The organism is Allobosea sp. FBZP-16 (assembly GCF_002831785.1).
GTDB lineage: Bacteria > Pseudomonadota > Alphaproteobacteria > Rhizobiales > Beijerinckiaceae > Allobosea > Allobosea lupini.
The window spans coordinates 235573-256345 of record NZ_LNCQ01000032.1; the positions used below are offsets into that span (position 1 = coordinate 235573).

Genomic DNA, 20773 nt, shown 5'->3' on the forward strand with positions numbered 1-20773 from the left:
CCCATGAGCCGGCGCCGAATGGCCGGTTCAGAAGGTATAGCCGAGGCGGGCGCCGAAATTCGAGGGGCCGCGCGGATTGCCGGCGTTGGCGACGGGGTTGTCGGAGCAGCCGGTGGTGCTGAAATGCTCCAGCGTCGCGATCAGGCTCCAGCGGTCGCTGAGGCGGAAGCCGAGGGCGGCGGCGCTGCGCGCGCCGGCGTTGCAGCCGACATTCAGGCGGTTTTCGGGAACGACGAAGCCGGTCTTGCCATTGTTGACGGCGGCGCCAAGGCTCGCCTCGAGGAAAACCGATTGCGAGACGTCGAAGGTCCAGGTCGCACCGGCATAGGCGTATTGCGTGCCGTTGACGTTGAGGCTGGACCCGAGATGGAAGCGCGGGACGAAAGCGTTGGCGAGGCGGTCGTTCAGGCTGGCGATGCGCGGCGTCAGGAGTTCGCCGCCGACATTGAGCAGGCCGCTCTCGCGCCCGCCGGGATTGGCGGCACCGAGGCCGAAGCGGGCTTCCCAGGCGGGAGCCGGCGCTTCCGTCGCGGGGGCATAGCCGAGCGCGCGGGTGCCGCCACGGTCACTCTGCGCCAGCGCGGGCGCGGACAGGACCGAGAGGACAGCGAACAGCGACGCGACGCGAACCATGACAGGGAAACGGGCTTTCAGCGGAGCTTCAAGGATTGGAAAAACGCAGGGAGTAGTGGCCGCAATGTGACGACGCCGCCCTTGAGCACTGCGTCATGATCAACCGGCACGCCACCAGAGCACGCCGAGGATCACCAGGATCGCGACGAACTGCAGCACCACGCGCAGCCGCATCAACTTCTGCGAGGTGTTCGAGCTGCCGCCGCGCAGCATGTTGATCAGGCCGAGCAACAGCACGACGGCGACGGCGCCGACGGCGATAGGGACGATGGCGGAGGAGACGTTCATCGCCGTGGTTTAATCCTCGCCGTGGCGCTTGACCAGCGTGGCCGTGGCGGCGAAGCGCCACAGCTCGGGATAAGTCCGGCCTAGCGATAGCGTCGCTGCACGATCAGGTTGGCGGCGATCGTGAGCAGCAGCGTCGCCGTCATCAGGATGAAGGAGATCGCGCCGCCAAAGGGCCAGTTGTTCTGCTGGGCGAACTGGCCGTAGACCAGCGGGCCCATGGTCTGGAATTTCGGGCCGCCGAGCAGGACCGGCGTGGCATAGGCGTTCATCGCCAGGATGAAGGTCAGGATCGTGCCGGCGAGGATGCCGGGCATGGCCAGCGGCCAGAGCACGCGGGCGAACATCGCTGCCGGGCCGGCGCCGAGGCTGAAGGCGGCTTCCTCGACATTGCGGTTGATGCCCTCGATCACGCTTTGCAGCGTCAGCACCATGAAGGGCAGGTTGACCGCGATGATGCCGATGATCACGGCTGTCTCGGTGAACATGATCTCGAGCGGCTGGTCGATGAGGCCAAGGCCCATCAGCGAGGCGTTGAGCGCCCCCTTGCTGCCGAAGGCGGTCATCCAGCCGGCGGCGCGCACGGCGTTGCCGACGAAGAGCGGCAGCACCACCAGCATGATCAGCAGGTTCTTGAAGCGGCTCTGCGTGCGCGCCAGCACATAGGCGAGCGGGAATCCCATGATCAGGCAGACGATCGTGCAGATCACGGCGACGCGGACCGTGCGCCAGAGCACGTTGAGATAGAAGGCGTCGGTGAAGAACTTGACGTAGTTCTCGATCGTCAGCCCGTCGACCATGAACTGGCCGGGGATGAACTGGTTGAGCGAATAGCGGAACAGGATCGCGACCGGGCCGATCAGCCCGATCGCGACAAAGATGGTCGCCGGGACGACGAGCATCCCGGCAAGATTGGTGCGGGCACCCGCGACAGGTTCGGGCGCTGCGCTCACCCCTTGAACACCTTGTCCCACCACTCCTTCATGCCTGCATCGTTCTTGGCGAGGAAGGCGTAGTCGAGATCCTTGATGCGCTTCTCTTCCTCGGGCGTGAAGCCGATGCGCTTCTGCAGGTCGGGTGCGACGGAAAGGCCGGAGACGGTGCCGTTATAGCCCATGTCGACGGCGAAGGCCTCCTGCGGCTCCTTGGCCAGCATGGCGTTCATATAGGCATAGGCGTTATCCTTGTTGGGCGCGTTCTTGGCGATGACGAAGCCGGAGACATAGGCCGGGATGCCCTCGACCGGCGAGACCGCCTCGCAGGGGATGCCCGCGTTCTGCCATTGCACCACGCGCGCCTTCCAGATCGCGCTGATGCCGACCTCCTCGTTCTTCATCGCCTGGGCGAAGGCCTCGTTGGTCGGATAGACGCGCGCGCCGGCCTTCTTGACCGCGAGCAGGATCTCCTTGGCCTTCTCGATGTCGTTCATGCTGGCGCCGTTCGTGGCGGCCATCGAGGCAGCGATCATGATCGCCTGGTACTGGATGTCGATGAAGCCGATCTTGTTGCCCCATTTCGGGTCGAGCCAGTCCTTGAAGCCGGTCGGGGCCGGGCTGATCAGCTTGGGATTGTAGATGACGACGTTGCCTGAATAGATGTGCCCGATGCCGTACGGGTACTTCATCGTCGGCAGGAGGTTCTTGGCGTTCGGGATCTTCGAGTAGTCGAGCTGCTCGGTCGCGCCGGCCTCGTTCATCTCGAACATATTGGCCGCCGAGAAGCCCTGGATGTCGACCGTGCCGCGCGGCAGGCGGCGCTCGGCGACCATCTTGGCGCGGCGCGGCGCGTCGCCGGCCTGGTCCTGCACAACCTCGAGGCCCTTGGGCTTGAGCAAGGGGTCTTCGATGTTCTTGGTCAGCAAGCGGGCATAGTCGCCGCCCCAGGTGCCGACCACGACCTTGCCGGCCGACTGCGCCAGCGCGCGGCCGCCGAGCGCCGGCATTGCAACCGTAGCGCCGGCACCAGCAGCCAGGCCTCTAAGGACATCGCGTCTGTCGATCTTTTTCATGTTCGTTCCCCTGTTGGACGCCTGTCGAGCGGGTTCAAGGCTCGCGCGGATAGACGAGCCCGGCGTCTTCGGCCCAGCCTATCGTGATCATGTCGCCCGGCTTCGGCTCGGCCGCGCCCTGGCGATTGGGCACCTGCAGCAAGATGCGGTCCTGCTCGGTCAGCCGGACATCGATGTCGAGCAACGCTCCGAGATAGGAGACGTGCTCGACCCGGGCCGGGAAGTGGTTCGCGCAAGCTTCCGCTTGCGCGCCGATGGCGAGGCGCTCGGGCCGCAGCGCCAGCGTTGCCGGGCCTGCCGCAGCCGTCCTGCAGCTGATGTCGAGGCCGCCGCCGCTGCGGAAACGCCCGTTCGCCGCTTCGCCATCGAGGAAGGCGCTGCGGCCGATGAAGCCGGCGACGAAGCGGTCGGCCGGCTTCTCGTAGAGCTCGCGCTGCGTGCCGATCTGGCGGACCTTGCCCTTCTCCATCACCACCAGCCGGTCGGCCATGGTGAGGGCCTCCTCCTGGTCGTGCGTGACCATGATCGTGGTCAGGCCGAGCTTGCGCTGCAGGTCGCGGATCTCGACGCGGACCTCCTGGCGCAGTTTGGCGTCGAGATTGGAGAGTGGCTCGTCGAGCAGCAGGACATCGGGCTCCACGGCGAGCGCGCGGGCGAGCGCGACGCGCTGCTGCTGGCCACCGGAAAGCTGGCGCGGGTAGCGCTCGTCGAGGCCGGTCAGGCGCACGAGCCGCAACGCCTCGGTCACGCGCGGACCGCGATCGGCCGGCGCGACCTTGCGCATTTCCAGACCGAAGGCGACGTTTTCGGCGACTGTCATATGCGGGAAGAGCGCGTAGGACTGGAAGACCAGGCCGCAATTGCGCTTCCAGGGCGGCAGGTTGGTGACGTCACGCTCGCCGATGGTGATCTTGCCCGCCGTCGGCTGGATGAAACCGGCGACCATGCGCAAGGTCGTGGTCTTGCCGCAGCCGGAGGGCCCGAGCAGGACGAGGAACTCGCCCTCCGCGATGTCGATGCTGCAATTGTCGACGGCGGTGAACTCGCCATAGACCTTGCGCAGATGCTCGATCGACAATCTGGCCATCAGACCACCCGGCTCAGCTTGACGTAACGGTCGGTGACGATCATCGCCGCTCCGATCAGGACGATCTGGATGACCGAGGCGGCTGCGACCGTCGGATCGATCTTCCATTCGAGATATTGCAGGATCGCGATCGGCAGCGTCGTGCGGCCCGGCCCGACCAGGAACAGGCTCATCTCGAGGTTGCCGAAGGAGGTGACGAAACCGAACAGCGAGCCGGCGACGAGGCCGGGCCTGATGCTCGGCAAGGTGACGCGGCGAAAGGTCGTCCAGGGGCCGGCGCCCAAATTCTGCGCGGCTTCCTCGATGGTGCGGTCGAAGCCGGCGAGGCTGGCGGTGACGAGCTTCACCACCCAGGGGATGACGACGAGGCTGTGGGCGGCGACGAGGCCGCCGGCCGAACCCATCACCGGCAGGCCGGTCGCGATCTCGGTCTCGATCTGGAAGACATAGAGCGAGGTGCCGAGCACGATGCCCGGCATCACCAGCGGCAGCAGCAGAAGCGTGTTGATCGCGGGCCCGAGCGCGATGCGATGGCGCATCAATGCGAGGCTGGCGGGCACGCCGAGCACGAGCCCGATCAGGGTCGCCGACACGCCGACCTGCAGGCTGAGGATGAAGCCGTCGACGAAGGGCTTGTTGTTCGCCGCCGCCTGGAACCACTTCAGCGAATAACCTTCCGGCGGGAAGGAGGGGATCTCCTGGCGGAAGAAGGCGAGCCAGAACACGAAGAACAGGGGCAGCAGGATGAAGCCGAGCGAGAGCGTGGCAGCGCCGTTCAGAGCAAGGCGTCCCAGGCTCAAGCGTGCGGCGCTCAAATTCCAGCCCTCTTCATCGCCATGTGCTCGCCCTCACAGTGCTCGCTCTCAATGCAGCGTATTCTTGTGGAAGGCGCCACCCTTCATGATCACAGGCAGCTTCGCGCCCTGATCCTGGAACAGCTCCAGGCTCTTCAGCGGATCGCCGTCGACCAGGATGATGTCCGCATAAGCCCCTGCACGCAGCGTGCCGAGCTTGCCTTCCATGCGCAGCAATTGCGCGCCGATCGTGGTGGCCGAGCGGATGATCTCGACAGGCGACAGCACCTCGCGGCGCAGCAGGAACTCGCGCGACTGGTCGACCTGGAGCTGGCCGAGCAGGTCCGAGCCATAGGCGACCGGCACGCCGGCGCGCTTGCAGATCTCAAGAGATTTCAGGCCGCCGTCGATGACGAGGTCGTTCTTGGCGAGCATCTCGGCATTCATGCCGAACTCGGCGGCGCGCTCGCGCATCGCGTAATAGGCGACGAGGTTGGCGGTCAGGAACATGTTGTTCTCAGCCATCAGCTTCGCCGAGGCCTCGTCGATCAGGTTGCCGTGCTCGATGGCGCGCACGCCGCATTGCGCGGCGCGGGTGATGGCTTCGGGCGTATAGGCATGGGCGCAGACATAGCGGCCGAAGGCCTTGGCCTCGGTGACGGCAGCCGTGACCTCCTCGACCGTGAACTGCATGGAGTCGAGCGGGTCGTACGGACTGGCGACGCCGCCCGACATCATGATCTTGATGTGGTCGGCCCCGAGCCGCATCTGCTCGCGCGTCGACTTGATGACGGAGGAGACGCCGTCGGAGACGTTCATCGTATAGGCCATGGCGTTGCAGCAATGGCAGCGCGCGCCGAAATCGGTGCGCCGGCGCGGATCGCTATGGCCGCCGGTCGGGCCGATCGCGGCGCCGGCGATGAACAGGCGCGGGCCGGGGACGTCGCCCTTCTCGACCGCTTCCTTGATGCCCCAATCGGCGCCGCCGGTATCGCGCACCGAGGTGAAGCCCCGGTCGATCATGCCCTTCATCAGGCGGGCGGCGCGGGCGGTGGCCAGCGTCAGCGGCACTTTTTCGAGCAAGGGAATCGAGACTTCCGACAGCATGACGTGGACATGGCTGTCGATCAGCCCGGGCATCAGCGTGCGCCCGCCGCAATCGATGACATCAGCCTTGTCGGCCTTGATCGGCTTGTCGGAGACCTCGCGGATCAGCTCGCCTTCGACAAGCAGCTCATAGCCCTTGCGCAGCTCGCCGTGGTCGGGCTCCAGCATCGCGAAATTGCGGAACAGGACCTGAGTCATGGCGGCGTCTCCCAACGGTCGTCGTGATATATTACGAACTTCGTTGGCCCTGTCCATCGCGCCATGCGCGCAATGATTCGCTAGAATCTCCTCATGCGATCAGCCGGCTGCGGCGTTCTGCGCCAGCGCCCGGCCGCGGACCGGCGGCGAGAGATCGTCGGCCAGCGCCCGATTGATCGCCGGCAGCCCGTCGAGCAGGTCCGGCAGGAAGGCCTGCGAGGGTGGCAGGCGCTTGGGCAGCGCGTGCAGCGCCTTGGCCATCTGCCCGGGATCGCGGGCATGCGCGCCGGTCTGGGTCGGGTCGAACAGCACGTCGATCAGGCGCAGGCTGTCGGCGCGCTCGGCTCGGATCGCCTGCTCCAGGCGCGGCCGGACGCGCGGCACGATCAGCGCCGGCTTGTCGAAGGAGAGGATCTCGCAGAAGGTGTTGTAGCCGCCCATGGCGACGACGCAGTGGGCGCGGTTCATCAGGAGTTCGAGACGCGGCTCGAAGCCGATGCTTTCCAGCTTCGGCAGCCTGGCGATGCGCTCGGTGAACTCCTTGCGCTTCTCACGCGACAGGAACGGGCCGAAGACGATCAGCGCCGGCAATTCAATGGTCGGATCGGTTTCATAGGCCGAAATCACCCAGTCGATCACGCCGGCGCCGTCGCCGCCGCCGCCGGGTGTTACCAAGATGAACGGGCCCTTGGTGATGCGCGGGTGCCGGTTCGGCGGCATCGGCGAGGGCACGGCGCGTTTGAGATAGCCGGTATAGCGGATCTTGCTGGCGAAGAGATGCTGGTTCGGCAGTCCCTCGAGCGGCCGGTAGATGCTGTCCAGCCCGTAGACCCAGATGTCGTCGTAGATGGTGGCGAGCGCGTCGAGCGCGCCGCTTTGGCGCCACTCATCATGCAGCTTGGCCGGCTCGTCGAGCACGTCGCGCACGCCCAGCACGATGCGGGCGCCGCGCCGGCGCAGGATTTCGAGCGAGGGGATGAGCTCGCCGCGCAGGCCGATCGGCTCCTTGTCGACGATGACGATGTCAGGGTCGAAGGAGAGCACCGTCTGCTTGATCAGGTCGGTGCGCAGGCGGATCGTATCGGCGAGGTCGAGATTGAGATGATGCGGCAGGTAGCGTCCGTCGCTCTGCTTCTCGATGCCGGGAATGCGGACATAATCGACGCCGTCGCCGAACTGGAAACTGGAGATCATCGACGAGCCCGAGACGATGATCACTGATATATGAGGATAGCTCGCGACGAGCGAATTCGCGATCGCCCGGCAGCGGCGGATATGGCCGAGCCCGAAAGTGTCGTGGCTATAGATCAGGACGCGCGGCGCATGCGGGCTGCATGGCGGGCGGCGCACCCCGCTATCATCGATCAGACTGAGGCCCATGCGCGCGTCGCGTCCTCTGCTTGAAGGTCAGATGGCCTCCGGGGGACGCAAGGAACGCACCCGAACTGGCCAAAACCATAGCGCCGGCGGCGCGTCAATCCAAGTCCGTTGCCAAGTTTGTTGCAGCGCCGAAGAGCGCATCGGGACTGGAGAATGCGACAGCGGCGTGACCGGAGAGCCGTTCCAGCAGATTCGTGAGAAAGTCCCAGGCCGTGGCATCGTGATCGTGATGGTGCAGCAGCAGGCCGAAAGGCTGGTTCGATCTCGGGTTCGCGCGGCGAATGGCGAGCGTTTGGACCATCTCGGTCAGGAGATCGCCGGGCTGCCGGCCGACACGGCCATTGGGCCAGTCGATCAGGTCGAGATCGGTGTTGACGAGGCGAGGGCCGCCGGCTGGCCCGAGCGCGAAATTGCGGAAGCAGGACAGGCCGACAAAGCCGAGGCTCGGCAATTCTGCCGCGATATCCGGATGAATGCGATTCCACGGCGGCACGAAGACAGGGAGGAAGGAACGGCCGAACAGCTCCCGAAGCCGCTCCCGGCCGGCCACGATCTCGGCGGCGATGTCGGCAGTTAACCGGTGCAGGCCGAACTCGCTCTTCTTCTCGCCGGGCGGTGCATGGTTGCAATGCCAGGTCCCGTGCTGACAGGGGCGCAGCAGCGGTGCGGTCTCGAGCCGCCTCGCCAGAGTGTCCTGTGCCATCAGCGGGATCGAGGCCAGCAGTACGGGGATCGTGAAGCGCTCGGCAAGGGCTGCCAGCCGGTCGAGCTGGTCGCTGGGAGCGGTCGCGTCGTCGTCGCGGAGCCAGAGATCGAGGCGTTTGCCGGCGATTGCCCAGCCGTCGAGCTCGGTCACTAGCGCGGACCAGGCGGCATCCTCAGTCACGGCGCGATCTCCAAGGTCTTGCGGCCGTGCCGGGCGATGGTGGCATCCAGCGCGCTGGCGAGAATTTTGCGGGCGCCATCGCCGTTGCGTTCCTGGCGCGCGAACACTTGCGCTGCCGAACCCATGCAGGCGCGAAGTTCAGCATCGCCGATCAACCGTGCGATCGTCGCGGCCAGCGCGGATTCATCGCCGTGGGGGGCGAGCAGCGCGGTGCGATTGCGGTCCACCACAGCCGGAACACCGCCGCTGTCGAGTGCGGCAACGGCAAGTCCTGCCGCCTGCGCTTCGAGATACACGACGCCATAGGCCTCGTTCAGCCCAGGCCAGATGAAGAGGTCGTGGTTCGTGAGTTCGGTGAGAATGTCGGAGCGCGCCTGCTTTCCGAGGAAACGGACGCGACCAGGCGGAAATTCAGCGAACGCGGCTTCGATGATGGATCGCTCGGGGCCGTCGCCGATCAGTGTCAATGTCCAGGGCAGGTCGGCGATGTGGGTGAGCGTGCGGGCAAGGAAGAGATAACAGGCGGCCTTGTTGCCCTGGCGCATCATCGCGATGGCGATCAGGCGCACCGGCTCGTTTCTGTCGCGAGGAGCTGCGGAATGCTGCGGAACCGCCTCGACCCCGAGCAGGAAGGGCGGCAGGTCGATCAGGCGCTCCGGCTCCGGGATGAGCCGGGCGAGGCCTTCGCGGTCGCGCTCGGTCATGCACAGGTGCAGGTCGGCAAGCAGGATCGCGGTGCGGGCGAGCGCGGCGGCCTCCGCCCAGGGGCCGTCGAAGCGCTTTTGCGCATCGCTGGCCTCGGCTACGAGGTAGGGCAGGTCGAAGCGTTCGGCCAAGGCAGGGCCGATCAGGTCCGGGGCGCGGTAGTGGCAGTGATAAGTGAAGATGAGGTCGGGCCGGGCTCGCGGCATCTGCCAGCGCTCTTCCAGCGCGGCAATCACGCCCTGCGCTGCCTGCTTGTGCGCGGTGAGCAAAGCCGGATTGGGCTCGCGCATGAAGCTGCGCTCGGCCGGGACGATCTCGACGGCATGGCCGAGGTCTTCCAGCAGCGCCACCAGCTGGCGCGCCATCAGCCGATCGCCCGAGGGGGCGCCGTCGCCATAGCGGTTGAGCGGCGTGTGGAATGCGATCTTCACGAAAGGTCTTGCGGGGCGCGAGCAGGCTTCAGCGATACGGATCAGCTGCGTCACGCAGGCCGTCGCCGAGGAAGTTGAAGGCGAGGATGATGACGATCACGGGGACGCAAGGGTAGAGCAGCCAGGGATAGAGCGCGACGACATTGATGTTCTGCGCCTCGTTCAGCATCACGCCCCAGCTGGTGATCGGCGGCCGCAGGCCGAGGCCGAGGAAGGACAGCGCGGTTTCGCCCAGGATGGTCTTGGGGATCGTGATCGTCGCGGCGGCGATGAGATGGCTCATGAAGCCGGGCACGAGGTGCAGGCCGATGATGCGGGCGGGCTTGGCGCCCATCAATTGGGCGGCGACGACATAATCCTCCTCGCGCAGCGCCAGCAGTTTCGAGCGCACGGCGCGGGCGAGCCCGGTCCAGTCCATCAGCCCAAGGATCACGGTGATGCCGAAATAGACCAACAGCGGGCTCCAGGAGGGCGGCATGATCGCCCCCAGCGCCAGCCAGAGCGGAATATGCGGCAGCGACTGCACGATCTCGATGATGCGCTGGACGATGAGATCGACCTTGCCGCCATAATAGCCGGCGATGCCGCCGATGATGATGCCGAGCACGAAGGAGACGCTGACTCCGAGCAGGCCGATGGTCAGCGAAATCCGCCCGCCATAGAGGATGCGCGAGAACATGTCGCGCCCGAGCCTGTCGGTGCCGAGCAGATAGAGCGTGCCGCCTTCGGGTGGGCAGATCAAATGGAGATTGCCGGGAATGAGGCCCCAGAACTCGTAAGTGTCGGCGCGGCAGAAGAAGCGCAGCTTCTGCGGCCTGCTCTCATCGACGTCGTATTCGCGCTTCAGGTTCTCCATGTTGAGGCGCTGGGCATACGGGTAGACGAAGGGCCCGATGAAGCTGCCCTCGTGGAAGAGATGCAGCTCCTGCCGCGGGGCGCGGATGAAGTCGGTGTTGCGCGTCGTGTAGTGATAGGGCGCCAGGAACTCGCAGATCGCGACCGACAGGTACATCAGCAGGATGACGATGCCGGAGATCACCGCGAGCCTGTGCTTGCGGAATTTCCACCACATCAGCTTCCATTGCGGCGCGAGGTAGACCCGCTCCTGCTCGGGCGACATCTTCTCGATCGCATAGGGCTCGAACGGCGCGGTCGACCAGCGATGCGGCAGCGGCTCGGAAGCCTGCGGGGCGGGAGGCGTCGTCACTTGGTCGCCGTCCCCTGCAGGCGGATGCGCGGATCGAGGATGGCGAGCGCGATGTCGGAGATCAGCACGCCGATCACGGTCAGGAAGGACAGGAACATCAGGAAGGAGCCGGCGAGATACATGTCCTGGCTCTGCAGCGCCCGAATCAGCAGCGGGCCGGTGGTCTGGAGCGAGAGCACGATCGCGACGATCTCGGCGCCGGAGACGATCGAAGGCAGGATGTCGCCGATATCCGAGATGAAGAAGTTGAGCGCCATGCGCAGCGGATATTTTCGCAGCGCCTTGCCCGGCGGCAGGCCCTTGGCCCGGGCGGTGACGTAGTACTGCTTCTGCAGTTCGTCGAGCAGGTTGGCGCGCAGCTTGCGGATCATGCCGGCGGTGCCGCCGGCGCCGATGATGATCACCGGTATCCAGAGGTGCTCCAGCACCGATTTGAACTTGGCCCAGCTCATCGGCTGGTTGAGATATTGCGGGTCGACCAGGCCACCGATCGAGGTGCCGAACCAGATATTGGCGAAGTAGAGGAAGATCAGCGCCAGCAGGAAATGCGGTATGGCGAGCCCGAGCATGCCGATGAAGGTGAGGCCGTAATCGCCCCAGCTGTACTGGTGCGTCGCCGAGTAGATGCCGATCGGAAACGCGACGATCCAGGTGAAGATGATGGTGAAGAAGGAGACGATCATCGTCAGCAGCAGGCGATCGCCGACGACGTCGCGCACTGGCAGCTGATATTCGAAGGAATAGCCCATGTCGCCGCGCAGCAGGCCGGTGACCCACCAAAGATAGCGCTCGGCCGGCGGCTTGTCGAAACCGTATTCCTTCTTCAGGAACTCGACGCGGCTCATGTCCGCCTTCTCGCCCTGGGCCTGCATTTCGGCGACCATCGTCTCGAAATAGTCGCCCTCGGGGAGGTTGATCACGGTGAAGATCAGGACGCTGGTGACGAACAGCGTCGGGATCATCACCAGAATGCGCTTGAAGATGTACTTCAGCAGCACGATTACTTCCCCTCGAACCAGAACGTGTCCGGCATGTAGCGGCCGAAGAAGGCGCCGGGCTCGAAGCTGTAGAGGCCTTTCTCAGGCAGGTTGCGCAGCGTCCTGGCGACGACGACTGGCTGCAGCGTGGCGTTGACCACGCCGATGGTGAACAATTGCTCGGCGTTGATCTTCAACATCCTCTGCCAGATGTCCCGGCGCTCCTCATGGGTCGCCGAATGCCGCCAGCCCCGGTAGAGCTCGACCAGCTCTTTCGCTTCCGGAATGGTGGGCGCTTCGCCTTCGCGGCCGCCGCTCTCGAAATACTGGCCCCAGCGCGGCCAGTTGAACTGGGCGGGCGAGGTGGGCGCCAGCGCGTCCGGCTCCATTTCGGCGGCGACCAGCGCATTGTCCATGCCGGTCCAGCCGGACATGATCGTCTGGCCGGCGAGGATGCGGCGGCGGAAGACATCGAGCTGGCTTGAACGCGGGTGGATCTTGATGCCGATCGCGATGAAGTCCTGCTTGATCAGGTCGAGGATGTCGGTCTCCTCGGTCGAGGCGCCGGCGGTCTCGATGGTAAATTCCAGGCGCCGCCCGTCAGGGAACAGGCGGATCTTCTCGCTGTCACGCTTGGAAAGGCCGATCTCGTCGAGCAGGCGGTTGGCCTCGGCGAGATCCGGCGTCATGTTGAGCTGCGCCAGCGCCGCATCGTAGAGCGGGCTCTCGGGCAAAGCGGTGTTGCCGCTCTCCTTGGCGAGCCCGAAATAAATGACGCGGTTGATGTCGCGGCGATTGATCGCGAGCGATAGCGCGCGGCGATAGCGCACATCGCGGTTGAGGTCGCGCCAGATGGGATCGATCGCGTTGAGATTGGGCATCAGCGCGAACGAGGCGCCCTCGGCCCGTTTCCACAGCTTGACCTCGAAATTCATCCGCTTCGCAGCGCCTTTGAGGAAAGTGTAGTCCTCGAAGCGCAGATAGCGGGCCTGCAGGTCAGAATCGCCGGCGGCGGTCTTGGCCGGAATCAGCGCCGAGCTGCCGATGGTCAGCGTGACCTCGTCGACATAGGGCAACTGCCGGCCGTTCTCGTCGATCCGGTGGAAATAGGGGTTGCGGACGAAAGTGAAGCGCTCCGCCGGGATCGCCGTGGTGTTGCGCCAGGGGTCGAGCGTCGGCAGATCGGGGTTCTCCGGCCGATACTGGCGCGAGAAGCGCTCGTGCAGCGAGCCCCAGTCCTTGACCCGGCCGGCCTTGACCTTCTGCTCCAGCTCTTCCTTGGCGGCATAGCGCTGGTGGAACTGCTTCAGATAATGCGCCGGCATGGCGATATAGAGCGGCTGGGCGCCGGCGAGCGCCGGCAGGAAGACCGGGTTCGGCTCGGCCCAGCTGTAGCGCAGCGTCAGCTCGTCGAGGATCTCGAAGCGGCAGGTCTGGCCGGAGATCACCATCGCCTGCGGCGGCCCGCCCGGCGAGAGCCGCTTGTTGTTGGCGACATCCTCCCACCAATAGCGGAAGTCCTCGGCGGTGAAGGGATGCCCGTCCGACCAGCGATGGCCGGCCCGCAGCCGCAAGGTGAAGACGCGGCCGCGCTCGGCCTCGAAACTCTCCAGCAGATCGGGCGCGAGCTCCAGCTTGTCATCGTAGACGACGAGACGGGTGTAGCCATAGATTGTCATCATGCGGATGTCGCGCTGGTCGCCCATCAGCATGCGCATGGTGCCGCCGTGCCGGCCGGGCGCACGGCCCATCGCCGCCACGTTGATCAGCCGCGGCGATTTCGGCAGGCGCTCGGCGAGACCGGGCAGTTCGCCGGCCGTGACCTTGGCGGCGAGCGCCGGACTGTCGATCAGCGTCTCGACGCCGGCGAGGCCGAGCCGCGGTGCGAGGAGGGCGGCGCCCGACCCTACGAGAAAGCTCCGCCGCGCGATCCGCATCAGGCGAGCTCCCTGACATCGGCGCCCGGCTTGGCGAGAACGAGATGTCCGGCCCCGAGATCGAGATGGGCGAGCGGCTCGCCTTGCGCGTCGGGCTTGAAGGAGGCCGGCCAGTGGCGGGTGTCGGAGGCGCCGCCGGGCGCCGCCAGCTTGAAGTCGAGCTTGCGGTCGAGATCGGCGAAGGGCACCGATTTCAACAGCGCCTTGGTGTAGGGGTGGACCGGCGCGGTAAAGAGCGTATGGCGCGGCGCGAGCTCGACGATGCGGCCGTTCGCCATCACCGCGATGCGGTCGGCCATGTAGTTCACCACGGCGAGATTGTGCGAGATGAACAGGAAGGTCAGGCCGCGTTCGGCCTGCAGGTCCTTGAGCAGGTTGAGGATCTGCGCCTGGACGGAGACGTCGAGCGCCGAGACCGGCTCGTCGCAGATGATCAGCTCGGGATCGAGCGCGAGCGCGCGGGCGATGCCGATGCGCTGGCGCTGGCCGCCGGAGAAGGAGTGCGGATAGCGCGATAGGAAGCGCTGATCGAGCCCGACATCGTCCATCAGGGCCTTGACGCGAGCCTTCTGCTCGGTGCCGTCGCCGCGCTCGTGGATGACGAGGGGCTCGCGCAGGAGGTTCATCACGGTCATGCGCGGCGACAATGACGAGACCGGGTCCTGGAAGATCATCTGCAGCTTGGGGCGGAAGCGGCGTAGCGCCTCTCCCTGCAGCGAGAGGAGGTCGACGCAGTCCTTGCCGTCATCGAAGCGGATCTCGCCCGAATCCGGTGTCAGCGCCCGCATGATCAGCTTGCTGAGCGTGGTCTTGCCGCAGCCGCTCTCGCCGACCAGTCCGAGGCATTCGCCGCGCTCGATGTCGAAGCTGACATCGTTGACGGCGGTCACGGTCGAGGTCGTGCCCTTGCCGAAGAAGCGGCTCGAATGGGTCGTATAGGTCTTGTGGACGTTGCGCACGGCAAGCAGCGGTGCCAGCTGATCGCGGCGTTGCGGCGGCGGTTTCGGCGCGGCCGGCGCGCGCGGGCGCGCCTCGCGCAGGGCGACAAGCCGCTCGCCTTCCTGCATGTCGAAATGCGGCGAGGCCTTGAGCAGCGCCTTGAGATAGGGGTGCTGCGGGCGGCGGAAGATGTCCTCGGCCGGCCCGCTCTCCATGATCTCGCCATGGTAGATCACCACGACCTCGTCGGCCATGTTGGCGACGACGCCGAGATCATGGGTGATCAGCAGGATCGCCATGCCCATCTCGGCCTGGAGATCGCGCATCAGGTCGAGCACCTGGGCCTGGATGGTGACGTCGAGCGCGGTCGTCGGTTCGTCGGCGATCAGCAGGGCCGGCTGGCAGATCAGCGCCATGGCGAGCATGGCGCGCTGGCGCAGGCCGCCGGAGAGCTCGAAGGCGTAGAAGTCATAGGCGCGGGTGGGATCCTTGAAGCCGACCCGCTTCAGCATCGCCTCGATCAGTTCGCGCGCCTCCGGTTTCGGCATCGGCCGGTGCAGCTGCAGCGCTTCCTCGATCTGGTTGCCGATGGTGTGGACCGGCGAGAGCGAGGACATCGGTTCCTGGAAGATCATGCCGATGCGCCCGCCGCGCAGGTCGCGGATCTCCTTGCCTTCGGCGGGAAGGGTGGCGATGTCGGTGACGGCATCGGCCGTCTGCGGGTCGCGGAACAGGATGCTTCCGCCGGTCACGGCCCCGGCCCGCGGCAGCAGCCCCATGATCGCCTGCGAGATCACCGACTTGCCCGAGCCGGACTCGCCGACGAGCGCTACGGTCTTGCCGGCCGGAATCCGGAAATCGACGCCCTTCACGACATCGCGAGCGAAGCCGTGAATGGTGAAGCCGATCCGCAGGTCGTTGATCTCGAGAATATTCATCTGCGGCTGACGCCGTCGTCCCCTGATGTTCGTTGTCCGGACAAACGGCCGAGACCGCCATCCGGATCCATTTACCGCCGAAGCTTGTTTGCCGCTGCAACGCAGCGCCTTCATTCTCTCCGGTCCCGCCGTCCTTGTCCCGTTCCGATGACGATCTTGCAACAGGGCGGCGCTGCCTGCGCGCCGCATCGTTCGATGCGAACTTGAAACGGCCGGGCTTGTCGAGTCCAGCGGCATGTTGCGCCGCGTCGTGAACTGCCCCCATATGGGGACAAGCCGGCAGAGTGTTCGCTCGTCCGGATGCGGGATGGGAAAGCCCCTTGGAGAGAAGCCTCTTCCGTTACGTCTGGCAGAAGAGTCGCCGGGAGCAGATCATCGTTCTGCTCGTGATCCTCGTCTCGATCCCGTTCAACTGGCTGTCCTTCGACGTCCCCAAGCGCATCGTCAACGACGCCATCCAGGGCGGCGCCTTCAAGGATGGCAAGACGACGGCGACCGTGTTCGACTGGACGCTGCATTGGCCCGATATCCTCGGCGGCGGCAGCATCCAGATTTTCGAGGGCTTCAAGGTCGGCCAGCTCGGCCTGCTGCTGACGCTGAGCTTCTATTTCCTCGCGCTCGTCCTGATCAACGGCGGCTTCAAATATATCGTCAACCTGCAGAAGGGCGTGCTCGGCGAACGCATGCTCCGGCGCATGCGCTACGACCTGTTCAGCCAGCTCATGCGCTTCCGGCCGGAAGAGATCCGTTCGGTCAAGCCGGCCGAGGTCGCCAGCATGATCAAGGACGAGGTCGAGCCGATCGGCAGCTTCGTTGGCGACGCCTTCATCCAGCCGGCCTTCCTGCTCAGCCAGGCGCTGACCGCGCTCGCCTTCATCATGATGCAGAGCGTCTGGCTCGGCTCGATCGCCCTGGTCATCGTCCTGATGCAGGCGGTGATCATCCCGATCCTGCGCAAGGAGCAGCTGCGTCTGGGCCGCGAGCGCCAGATCGCCTCGCGCCAGCTCGCGGGCCGCATCGGCGAGATCGTCGATGCCGGGCCGACCATTCAGGGCAATGGCGCGACCTCCTATATCCAGTCGGACATCGCGGGCCGGCTGGGGACGCTGTTCGACATCCGCTATGCGCTCTACAAGCGCAAATTCGCGGTCAAGTTCCTCAACAACTTGATGGCGCAGATCACGCCCTTCTTCTTCTACGCCGTCGGCGGCTTCTTCGCCCTGCAGGGCCGGCTCGACATCGGACAGCTCGTGGCGGTGATCGCGGCCTATCGCGACCTGCCGCCGCCGATCAAGGAACTGATCGACTGGGAGCAGCAGCGCAATGACGTCACCATCAAATACGAGCAGGTGATCCAGCAGTTCAATCCGAGCGAGGTGGTCACGCTGGAGGAGAAGGGCGAGATCGCGCCGCTGCCGCCGCGCGGCGAGATCAGGCTCGACAAGCTTGAGATGGTCGACAATCGCGGCCAGCCCTTGCTGGCGCCGCTGAGCCTGAGCTTGCAGCGACCTGGGGAGGTCGCGCTGATCGGGCCGGCGGGCAGCGGCCGCGACACGCTTGGCCGCATCCTCGGCCGGCAGACGATGAGCTATGGCGGGCGTGTGCTGATCGACGGCGAGCCCCTGTCCGCCATCAGCGTCGAGCGTGCCAGCCATCTGATCGGCTATGCCGGCCCCGAGATCGAGATCATCAACGGCTCGCTGCGCGACAACATCCTGCTGCCGCTGAAGCGCAGGCGGCCGGTGGTCAAGCCCGACCGCGCCGTCGACCAGGACGAGCATCGCCGCTTCATCGAGGCGCTGCGGGCCGGCAACACGCCATTGCCCTTCGGCGCCGACTGGAACGACTATGAAGGTGTGGGCCTCGACGGCGAGGAGGCGCTGGAAGAGCGGATGCTCGCCGTGCTCGACACGCTCGGCTGCGCCGACGAGATCTATGAGCTCGGCCTCGACGCCAAGGTGATCGCGCCGCTGCCAGAAGGCGCGGCCGAGCGCATCGTCGAGGCGCGCAAGGTCGTCGCGGCCGAACTGACCAAGACCAAGCTCGGCGGATTGATCGAGACCTTCGACCTCGACCGCTACAACGCCAATGCGACGATCGCGGAGAACCTCGTCTTCGGCGCCATGCGCAATGGCCGCCAGCCGGCCGAATTCCTGCTCGAGGACGCGTACGCTCGCTCGGTGCTGCAGGCCGAGGCGCTGGAGGAACCGCTGGCCGAGATCGGCGGGCGCATCGCCTCGACCTTGGTCGAGATCTTCGCCGGCCTGCCGCAGGGCCACGTCCTGTTCGAGCGCTACGCTTTCGGCGGGGAGATCGACCTGGAGAAGCTCGGCGAACTCGCCGAGGCGCTGCGGCGGCATGACCGGCGCAGCCTGCTCGATCCGACCGTGCAGCGCGAGCTCGTCGCGCTCGCGCTCGGCTATATCGAGCCCAAGCACCGGCTCAATCTGCTCGACGTCGCCCTGCGCCGACGGGTGCTGCGGGCCCGGCACAGCTTCAAGACCTATCTGCCCGGCGAGAAGGCCGACGAGATCGAGTTCTACGATCCGGCCGATGTGATCCACGGCGCGAGCGTGCGCGACAACCTGCTGTTCGGGCGTATCGGCTTCGGCGTTCCCGATGCCGGTCGCAAGGTGGCGGAGATCGCCCGGGCGGCATTGTCGCGCGCCGGACTCGACACGGCGGCCTATCGCCTGGGACTGGGCACCGATGTCGGGCTGCGTGGCCGCCATCTGCCGCTGCGGCTGCGGCTGATGGTGCCGCTGGCACAGGCGCTGATCAAGCGACCCGATATCCTGGTGCTCGATCTCGATGCCTTCGCCGTCACCTGTGCTGATCCCGGCGGCCTGATCCAGCGTATCGGCAATTATTGCCAGGACAAGACGGTGTTCCTGCTCTTGACCGATCAGGGGCTGGCTGCCGATATCCCTGAGAAGATCGTATTCAACGGAGCTGTGGCCCGCCTGGGCAGCAAAAGCGGAGCCAGCGACGAGGTGGACGATCTGCAGGACGATCTGCCGGTTCCCAATGGCGCGGTTCCGATCGAGGCAAGGACATGACGCTCGAGAGCGATATAGGCTGCCTGAAGTCGATCCCCCTGTTCCGCGGGCTGCCGGGGCCGCGGCTGAAGCTGCTCGCCTTGATGGGCGAGCGGCTGCATTTCCCGGCCGGCACCGTCATCACCGAAGAGGGCGACAAGCCGGAGGAGGTCTATTGCGTGCTGGAAGGCGAGGTCGAGCTGTCGCATGAGGCGCCGGAAGGACCGTCAAAGACCTTCCGGCTCGCGAGCGGCAGCCTGATCGGCGATGTGCCCCTGCTCTGCAACCAGACCTATGCGGCGCGGTCCACCGCCAAGACCGACGTGGTCGCGCTGCGCTTGCCGCGGACATTGTTCTTCGAACTGCTCGACAATATTCCGGAGTTCTCGGTCGCGCTGTCGCGCGATCTCGCCGGGCGGCTCTACCGCCTGGCCGACTCCGTCCTGCATGGCGAGAAGACACATTGAAGCGCCGGGTGCGCCGATGACAGCGATTCCGAGCACGCCGGCGGGGCGCAAGCCCGCCTCAGGCTTCGACCAGATGTCGTCCTGGAGCCGCGACGTGCGCTTCGCCTCCGGCTGCATCCTGATGGTCTTCGCGACCACGCATTTCCTCAACCATGCGCTCGGCATCTTCGGCGTTGCGGCGATGGAGGCGGCGCAGGAGTGGCGCTATTGGTTCTGGCACAGCTGGGTCGGCACGGTCGCGCTCTATGGCTCGCTCATCGTCCATCCGGTCTTCGCCTTGCTGCGCGTGGCGCAGCGGCGCACCTTCCGCATGCCGATGCGCGAAGTGATCCAGATCATCCTCGGCGTCGCGATCCCGCTCCTGCTGATCGACCATATCGTCGGCACGAGGGTCCAGGGTTCCCTGTTCGGCCAGGACGAGAGCTATCACGCGGTGCTGCGCCGGCTTTGGCCGGGCCTCGCCTTGTCGCAGAGCTTCCTGCTCCTGCTCGTCTGGACGCATGGCGTGATCGGCCTGCACTTCACATTCCGGGCGCGCGACGCCTATGCGAGCTGGCGCGATCCGTTCCTGCTCGTTTCGATCCTGATACCGCTTCTGGCCATCATCGGCTTTTCGGTGGCAGGCCGCGAAGCCCAGATGATGGCGCTCCCGCCCGAGCTCTATACGGCCAACCAGGTCGATGCCTTCAATCTGCATGTGACCTGGGCCAAGCGGGCCTTCTTCGGCCTGATCGGTGGCTTTGCCGGCTTCGTCTTGCTGCGCGAGCTTCGCGCGCGGGCGCTAGGGGCCATCGCGGTGCGCTTCGTCGGCCACGGCGTGCGCCGCGTCGTTCCCGGCCCGACCCTGCTCGAGATCTTCCGGCGCTTCGGCATTCCCCATGCCGCGCTCTGCGGCGGGCGGGCGCGCTGCGCCACCTGCCGCGTTCTGGTGCTCGACGGCGGAGATGACCTGCCGCCGCCCGCTCAGGCGGAAGCGCGCCTGCTGCGCCGGATCTCGGCCGGTGACCATGTCCGGCTCGCCTGCCAGATCAGGCCGAAGCGCGATCTCCAGGTCCAGATCCTGCTCGCCGCCAAGCAGCGCGGCGCCGGCCCGTCGGGCACTGTCGATCCCGACGACCGGATCGGCAAGAAGGGGCTGACGGTGATGGTCGCAGACCTGCGCGCCTTCACCGCGCTCTCCGAGCGGCAACTGCCGCACGAGCTGATGACCCTGCTCAACCGCTTCTATGACGAGATGTCCCAGGCGATCGCGGCGCATGGCGGACGGATCGAGGCGATCTATGGCGACGGTTTGATGGCGGTGTTCGGCCTGGAGACGACGCCGGGGCGGGCGGGCGCGGCGGCGATCGCGGCGGCCGGCGACATGGTGCGCGCAGTCGATGCGCTCAACCGCGAATACGCCAACGGCCTGCCATTGCCGCTGCGCATCGGCATCGGCATCCATGGCGGCCAGACGATCGTCGGCGCGGTCGAGAACGAGAGCATGGGGCGGCGCGAGATCACCGTCGGCGAAACCGTGATGATCGCGAGCCAGCTCGAGGCGGCGACGCGGCGGCTCCTCTCGGACATCGTTGTCTCCGCCGAGACGGTGAGCGCGACCGGCCGCAGCTATCGCGACACCGTCCCGCACAAGATCGCGGTCAAGGGCCGCGACAAGCCGATGCAGGTCTATGGTTTCGGCAGCACGCCGGCAGGCGCCGCGACTGTTATCGAGTCGCCGCCGGAGGCGCCGGCGGAGCAGAAACCCATATAATCA

17 protein-coding genes are annotated in these 20773 nt (G+C 66.1%); 3 read left to right on the top strand and 14 right to left on the bottom strand.

The features are described from left to right. Positions 1-27: 27 nt before the first annotated feature. The 14 genes from CXY91_RS17780 to CXY91_RS17845 all read right to left on the bottom strand — a co-directional run bounded on the left by CXY91_RS17780 (position 28) and on the right by CXY91_RS17845 (position 15512). A complete protein-coding gene (locus CXY91_RS17780; RefSeq protein WP_100962568.1) occupies positions 28-633 on the bottom strand; it encodes an acyloxyacyl hydrolase in 606 nt (201 codons plus the stop codon). 99 nt (positions 634-732) lie between these two features. Beyond that, positions 733-921: a twin transmembrane helix small protein gene (locus tag CXY91_RS17785; protein WP_100962569.1), complete on the bottom strand. Its 189-nt coding sequence runs from the start codon at positions 919-921 to the stop codon at positions 733-735. Positions 922-1001: 80 nt separating this feature from the next. Further along, on the bottom strand, positions 1002-1871 hold the full coding sequence (locus CXY91_RS17790) for an ABC transporter permease (protein ID WP_248307537.1): 870 nt from the start codon (positions 1869-1871) through the stop codon (positions 1002-1004). Beyond that, a complete protein-coding gene (locus CXY91_RS17795; RefSeq protein ID WP_100962571.1) occupies positions 1868-2926 on the bottom strand; it encodes an ABC transporter substrate-binding protein in 1059 nt (352 codons plus the stop codon). The genes CXY91_RS17790 and CXY91_RS17795 overlap by 4 nt, the downstream gene beginning before the upstream one ends. A gap of 34 nt (positions 2927-2960) precedes the next feature. Next, positions 2961-4013 (bottom strand): ABC transporter ATP-binding protein, encoded by a 1053-nt coding sequence (locus CXY91_RS17800; protein ID WP_091838081.1) that lies wholly within the window; start codon positions 4011-4013, stop codon positions 2961-2963. Beyond that, positions 4013-4813, bottom strand: coding sequence for an ABC transporter permease (locus CXY91_RS17805; protein ID WP_199777487.1), 801 nt, complete (start codon positions 4811-4813; stop codon positions 4013-4015). Before CXY91_RS17805 ends, CXY91_RS17800 begins: the two co-directional genes overlap by 1 nt. 63 nt (positions 4814-4876) lie before the next feature. Continuing rightward, positions 4877-6112, bottom strand: a complete 1236-nt coding sequence (locus tag CXY91_RS17810) for a metal-dependent hydrolase family protein (protein ID WP_100962572.1) — start codon at positions 6110-6112, stop codon at positions 4877-4879. A gap of 99 nt (positions 6113-6211) precedes the next feature. Beyond that, the gene (locus CXY91_RS17815) at positions 6212-7492 is read right to left on the bottom strand and encodes a glycosyltransferase family protein (RefSeq protein WP_091838075.1); all 1281 of its coding nucleotides are present in this window, start codon (positions 7490-7492) and stop codon (positions 6212-6214) included. 94 nt (positions 7493-7586) lie between these two features. Further along, a complete protein-coding gene (locus tag CXY91_RS17820; RefSeq protein WP_100962573.1) occupies positions 7587-8378 on the bottom strand; it encodes a polysaccharide deacetylase family protein in 792 nt (263 codons plus the stop codon). Further along, positions 8375-9448 (bottom strand): glycosyltransferase family 4 protein, encoded by a 1074-nt coding sequence (locus tag CXY91_RS17825; RefSeq protein ID WP_158673462.1) that lies wholly within the window; start codon positions 9446-9448, stop codon positions 8375-8377. The genes CXY91_RS17820 and CXY91_RS17825 overlap by 4 nt, the downstream gene beginning before the upstream one ends. A gap of 94 nt (positions 9449-9542) precedes the next feature. After that, positions 9543-10721, bottom strand: a complete 1179-nt coding sequence (locus CXY91_RS17830; RefSeq protein WP_465246874.1) for an ABC transporter permease — start codon at positions 10719-10721, stop codon at positions 9543-9545. Further along, positions 10718-11716 (bottom strand): ABC transporter permease, encoded by a 999-nt coding sequence (locus tag CXY91_RS17835; RefSeq protein ID WP_091838364.1) that lies wholly within the window; start codon positions 11714-11716, stop codon positions 10718-10720. Before CXY91_RS17835 ends, CXY91_RS17830 begins: the two co-directional genes overlap by 4 nt. Positions 11717-11721: 5 nt before the next feature. Then, a complete protein-coding gene (locus CXY91_RS17840) occupies positions 11722-13635 on the bottom strand; it encodes an ABC transporter substrate-binding protein (RefSeq protein WP_100962575.1) in 1914 nt (637 codons plus the stop codon). Continuing rightward, a complete protein-coding gene (locus CXY91_RS17845; RefSeq protein WP_100962576.1) occupies positions 13635-15512 on the bottom strand; it encodes an ABC transporter ATP-binding protein in 1878 nt (625 codons plus the stop codon). Before CXY91_RS17845 ends, CXY91_RS17840 begins: the two co-directional genes overlap by 1 nt. A 320-nt stretch (positions 15513-15832) precedes the next feature. On the opposite strand from CXY91_RS17845, the gene CXY91_RS17850 reads away from it, so the two are divergent. The 3 genes from CXY91_RS17850 to CXY91_RS17860 are packed head-to-tail and all read left to right on the top strand — an operon-like array spanning position 15833 to position 20770. After that, positions 15833-18571: an ABC transporter transmembrane domain-containing protein gene (locus tag CXY91_RS17850; RefSeq protein WP_158673463.1), complete on the top strand. Its 2739-nt coding sequence runs from the start codon at positions 15833-15835 to the stop codon at positions 18569-18571. After that, positions 18568-19017 carry a cyclic nucleotide-binding domain-containing protein gene (locus CXY91_RS17855; RefSeq protein ID WP_091838059.1) on the top strand — a complete coding sequence of 150 codons (450 nt, stop codon included), beginning with the start codon at positions 18568-18570 and terminating at the stop codon, positions 19015-19017. The genes CXY91_RS17850 and CXY91_RS17855 overlap by 4 nt, the downstream gene beginning before the upstream one ends. Before the next feature lie 16 nt (positions 19018-19033). Continuing rightward, on the top strand, positions 19034-20770 hold the full coding sequence (locus CXY91_RS17860) for an adenylate/guanylate cyclase domain-containing protein (protein ID WP_158673464.1): 1737 nt from the start codon (positions 19034-19036) through the stop codon (positions 20768-20770). The last annotated feature ends 3 nt before the right edge of the window (positions 20771-20773 follow it).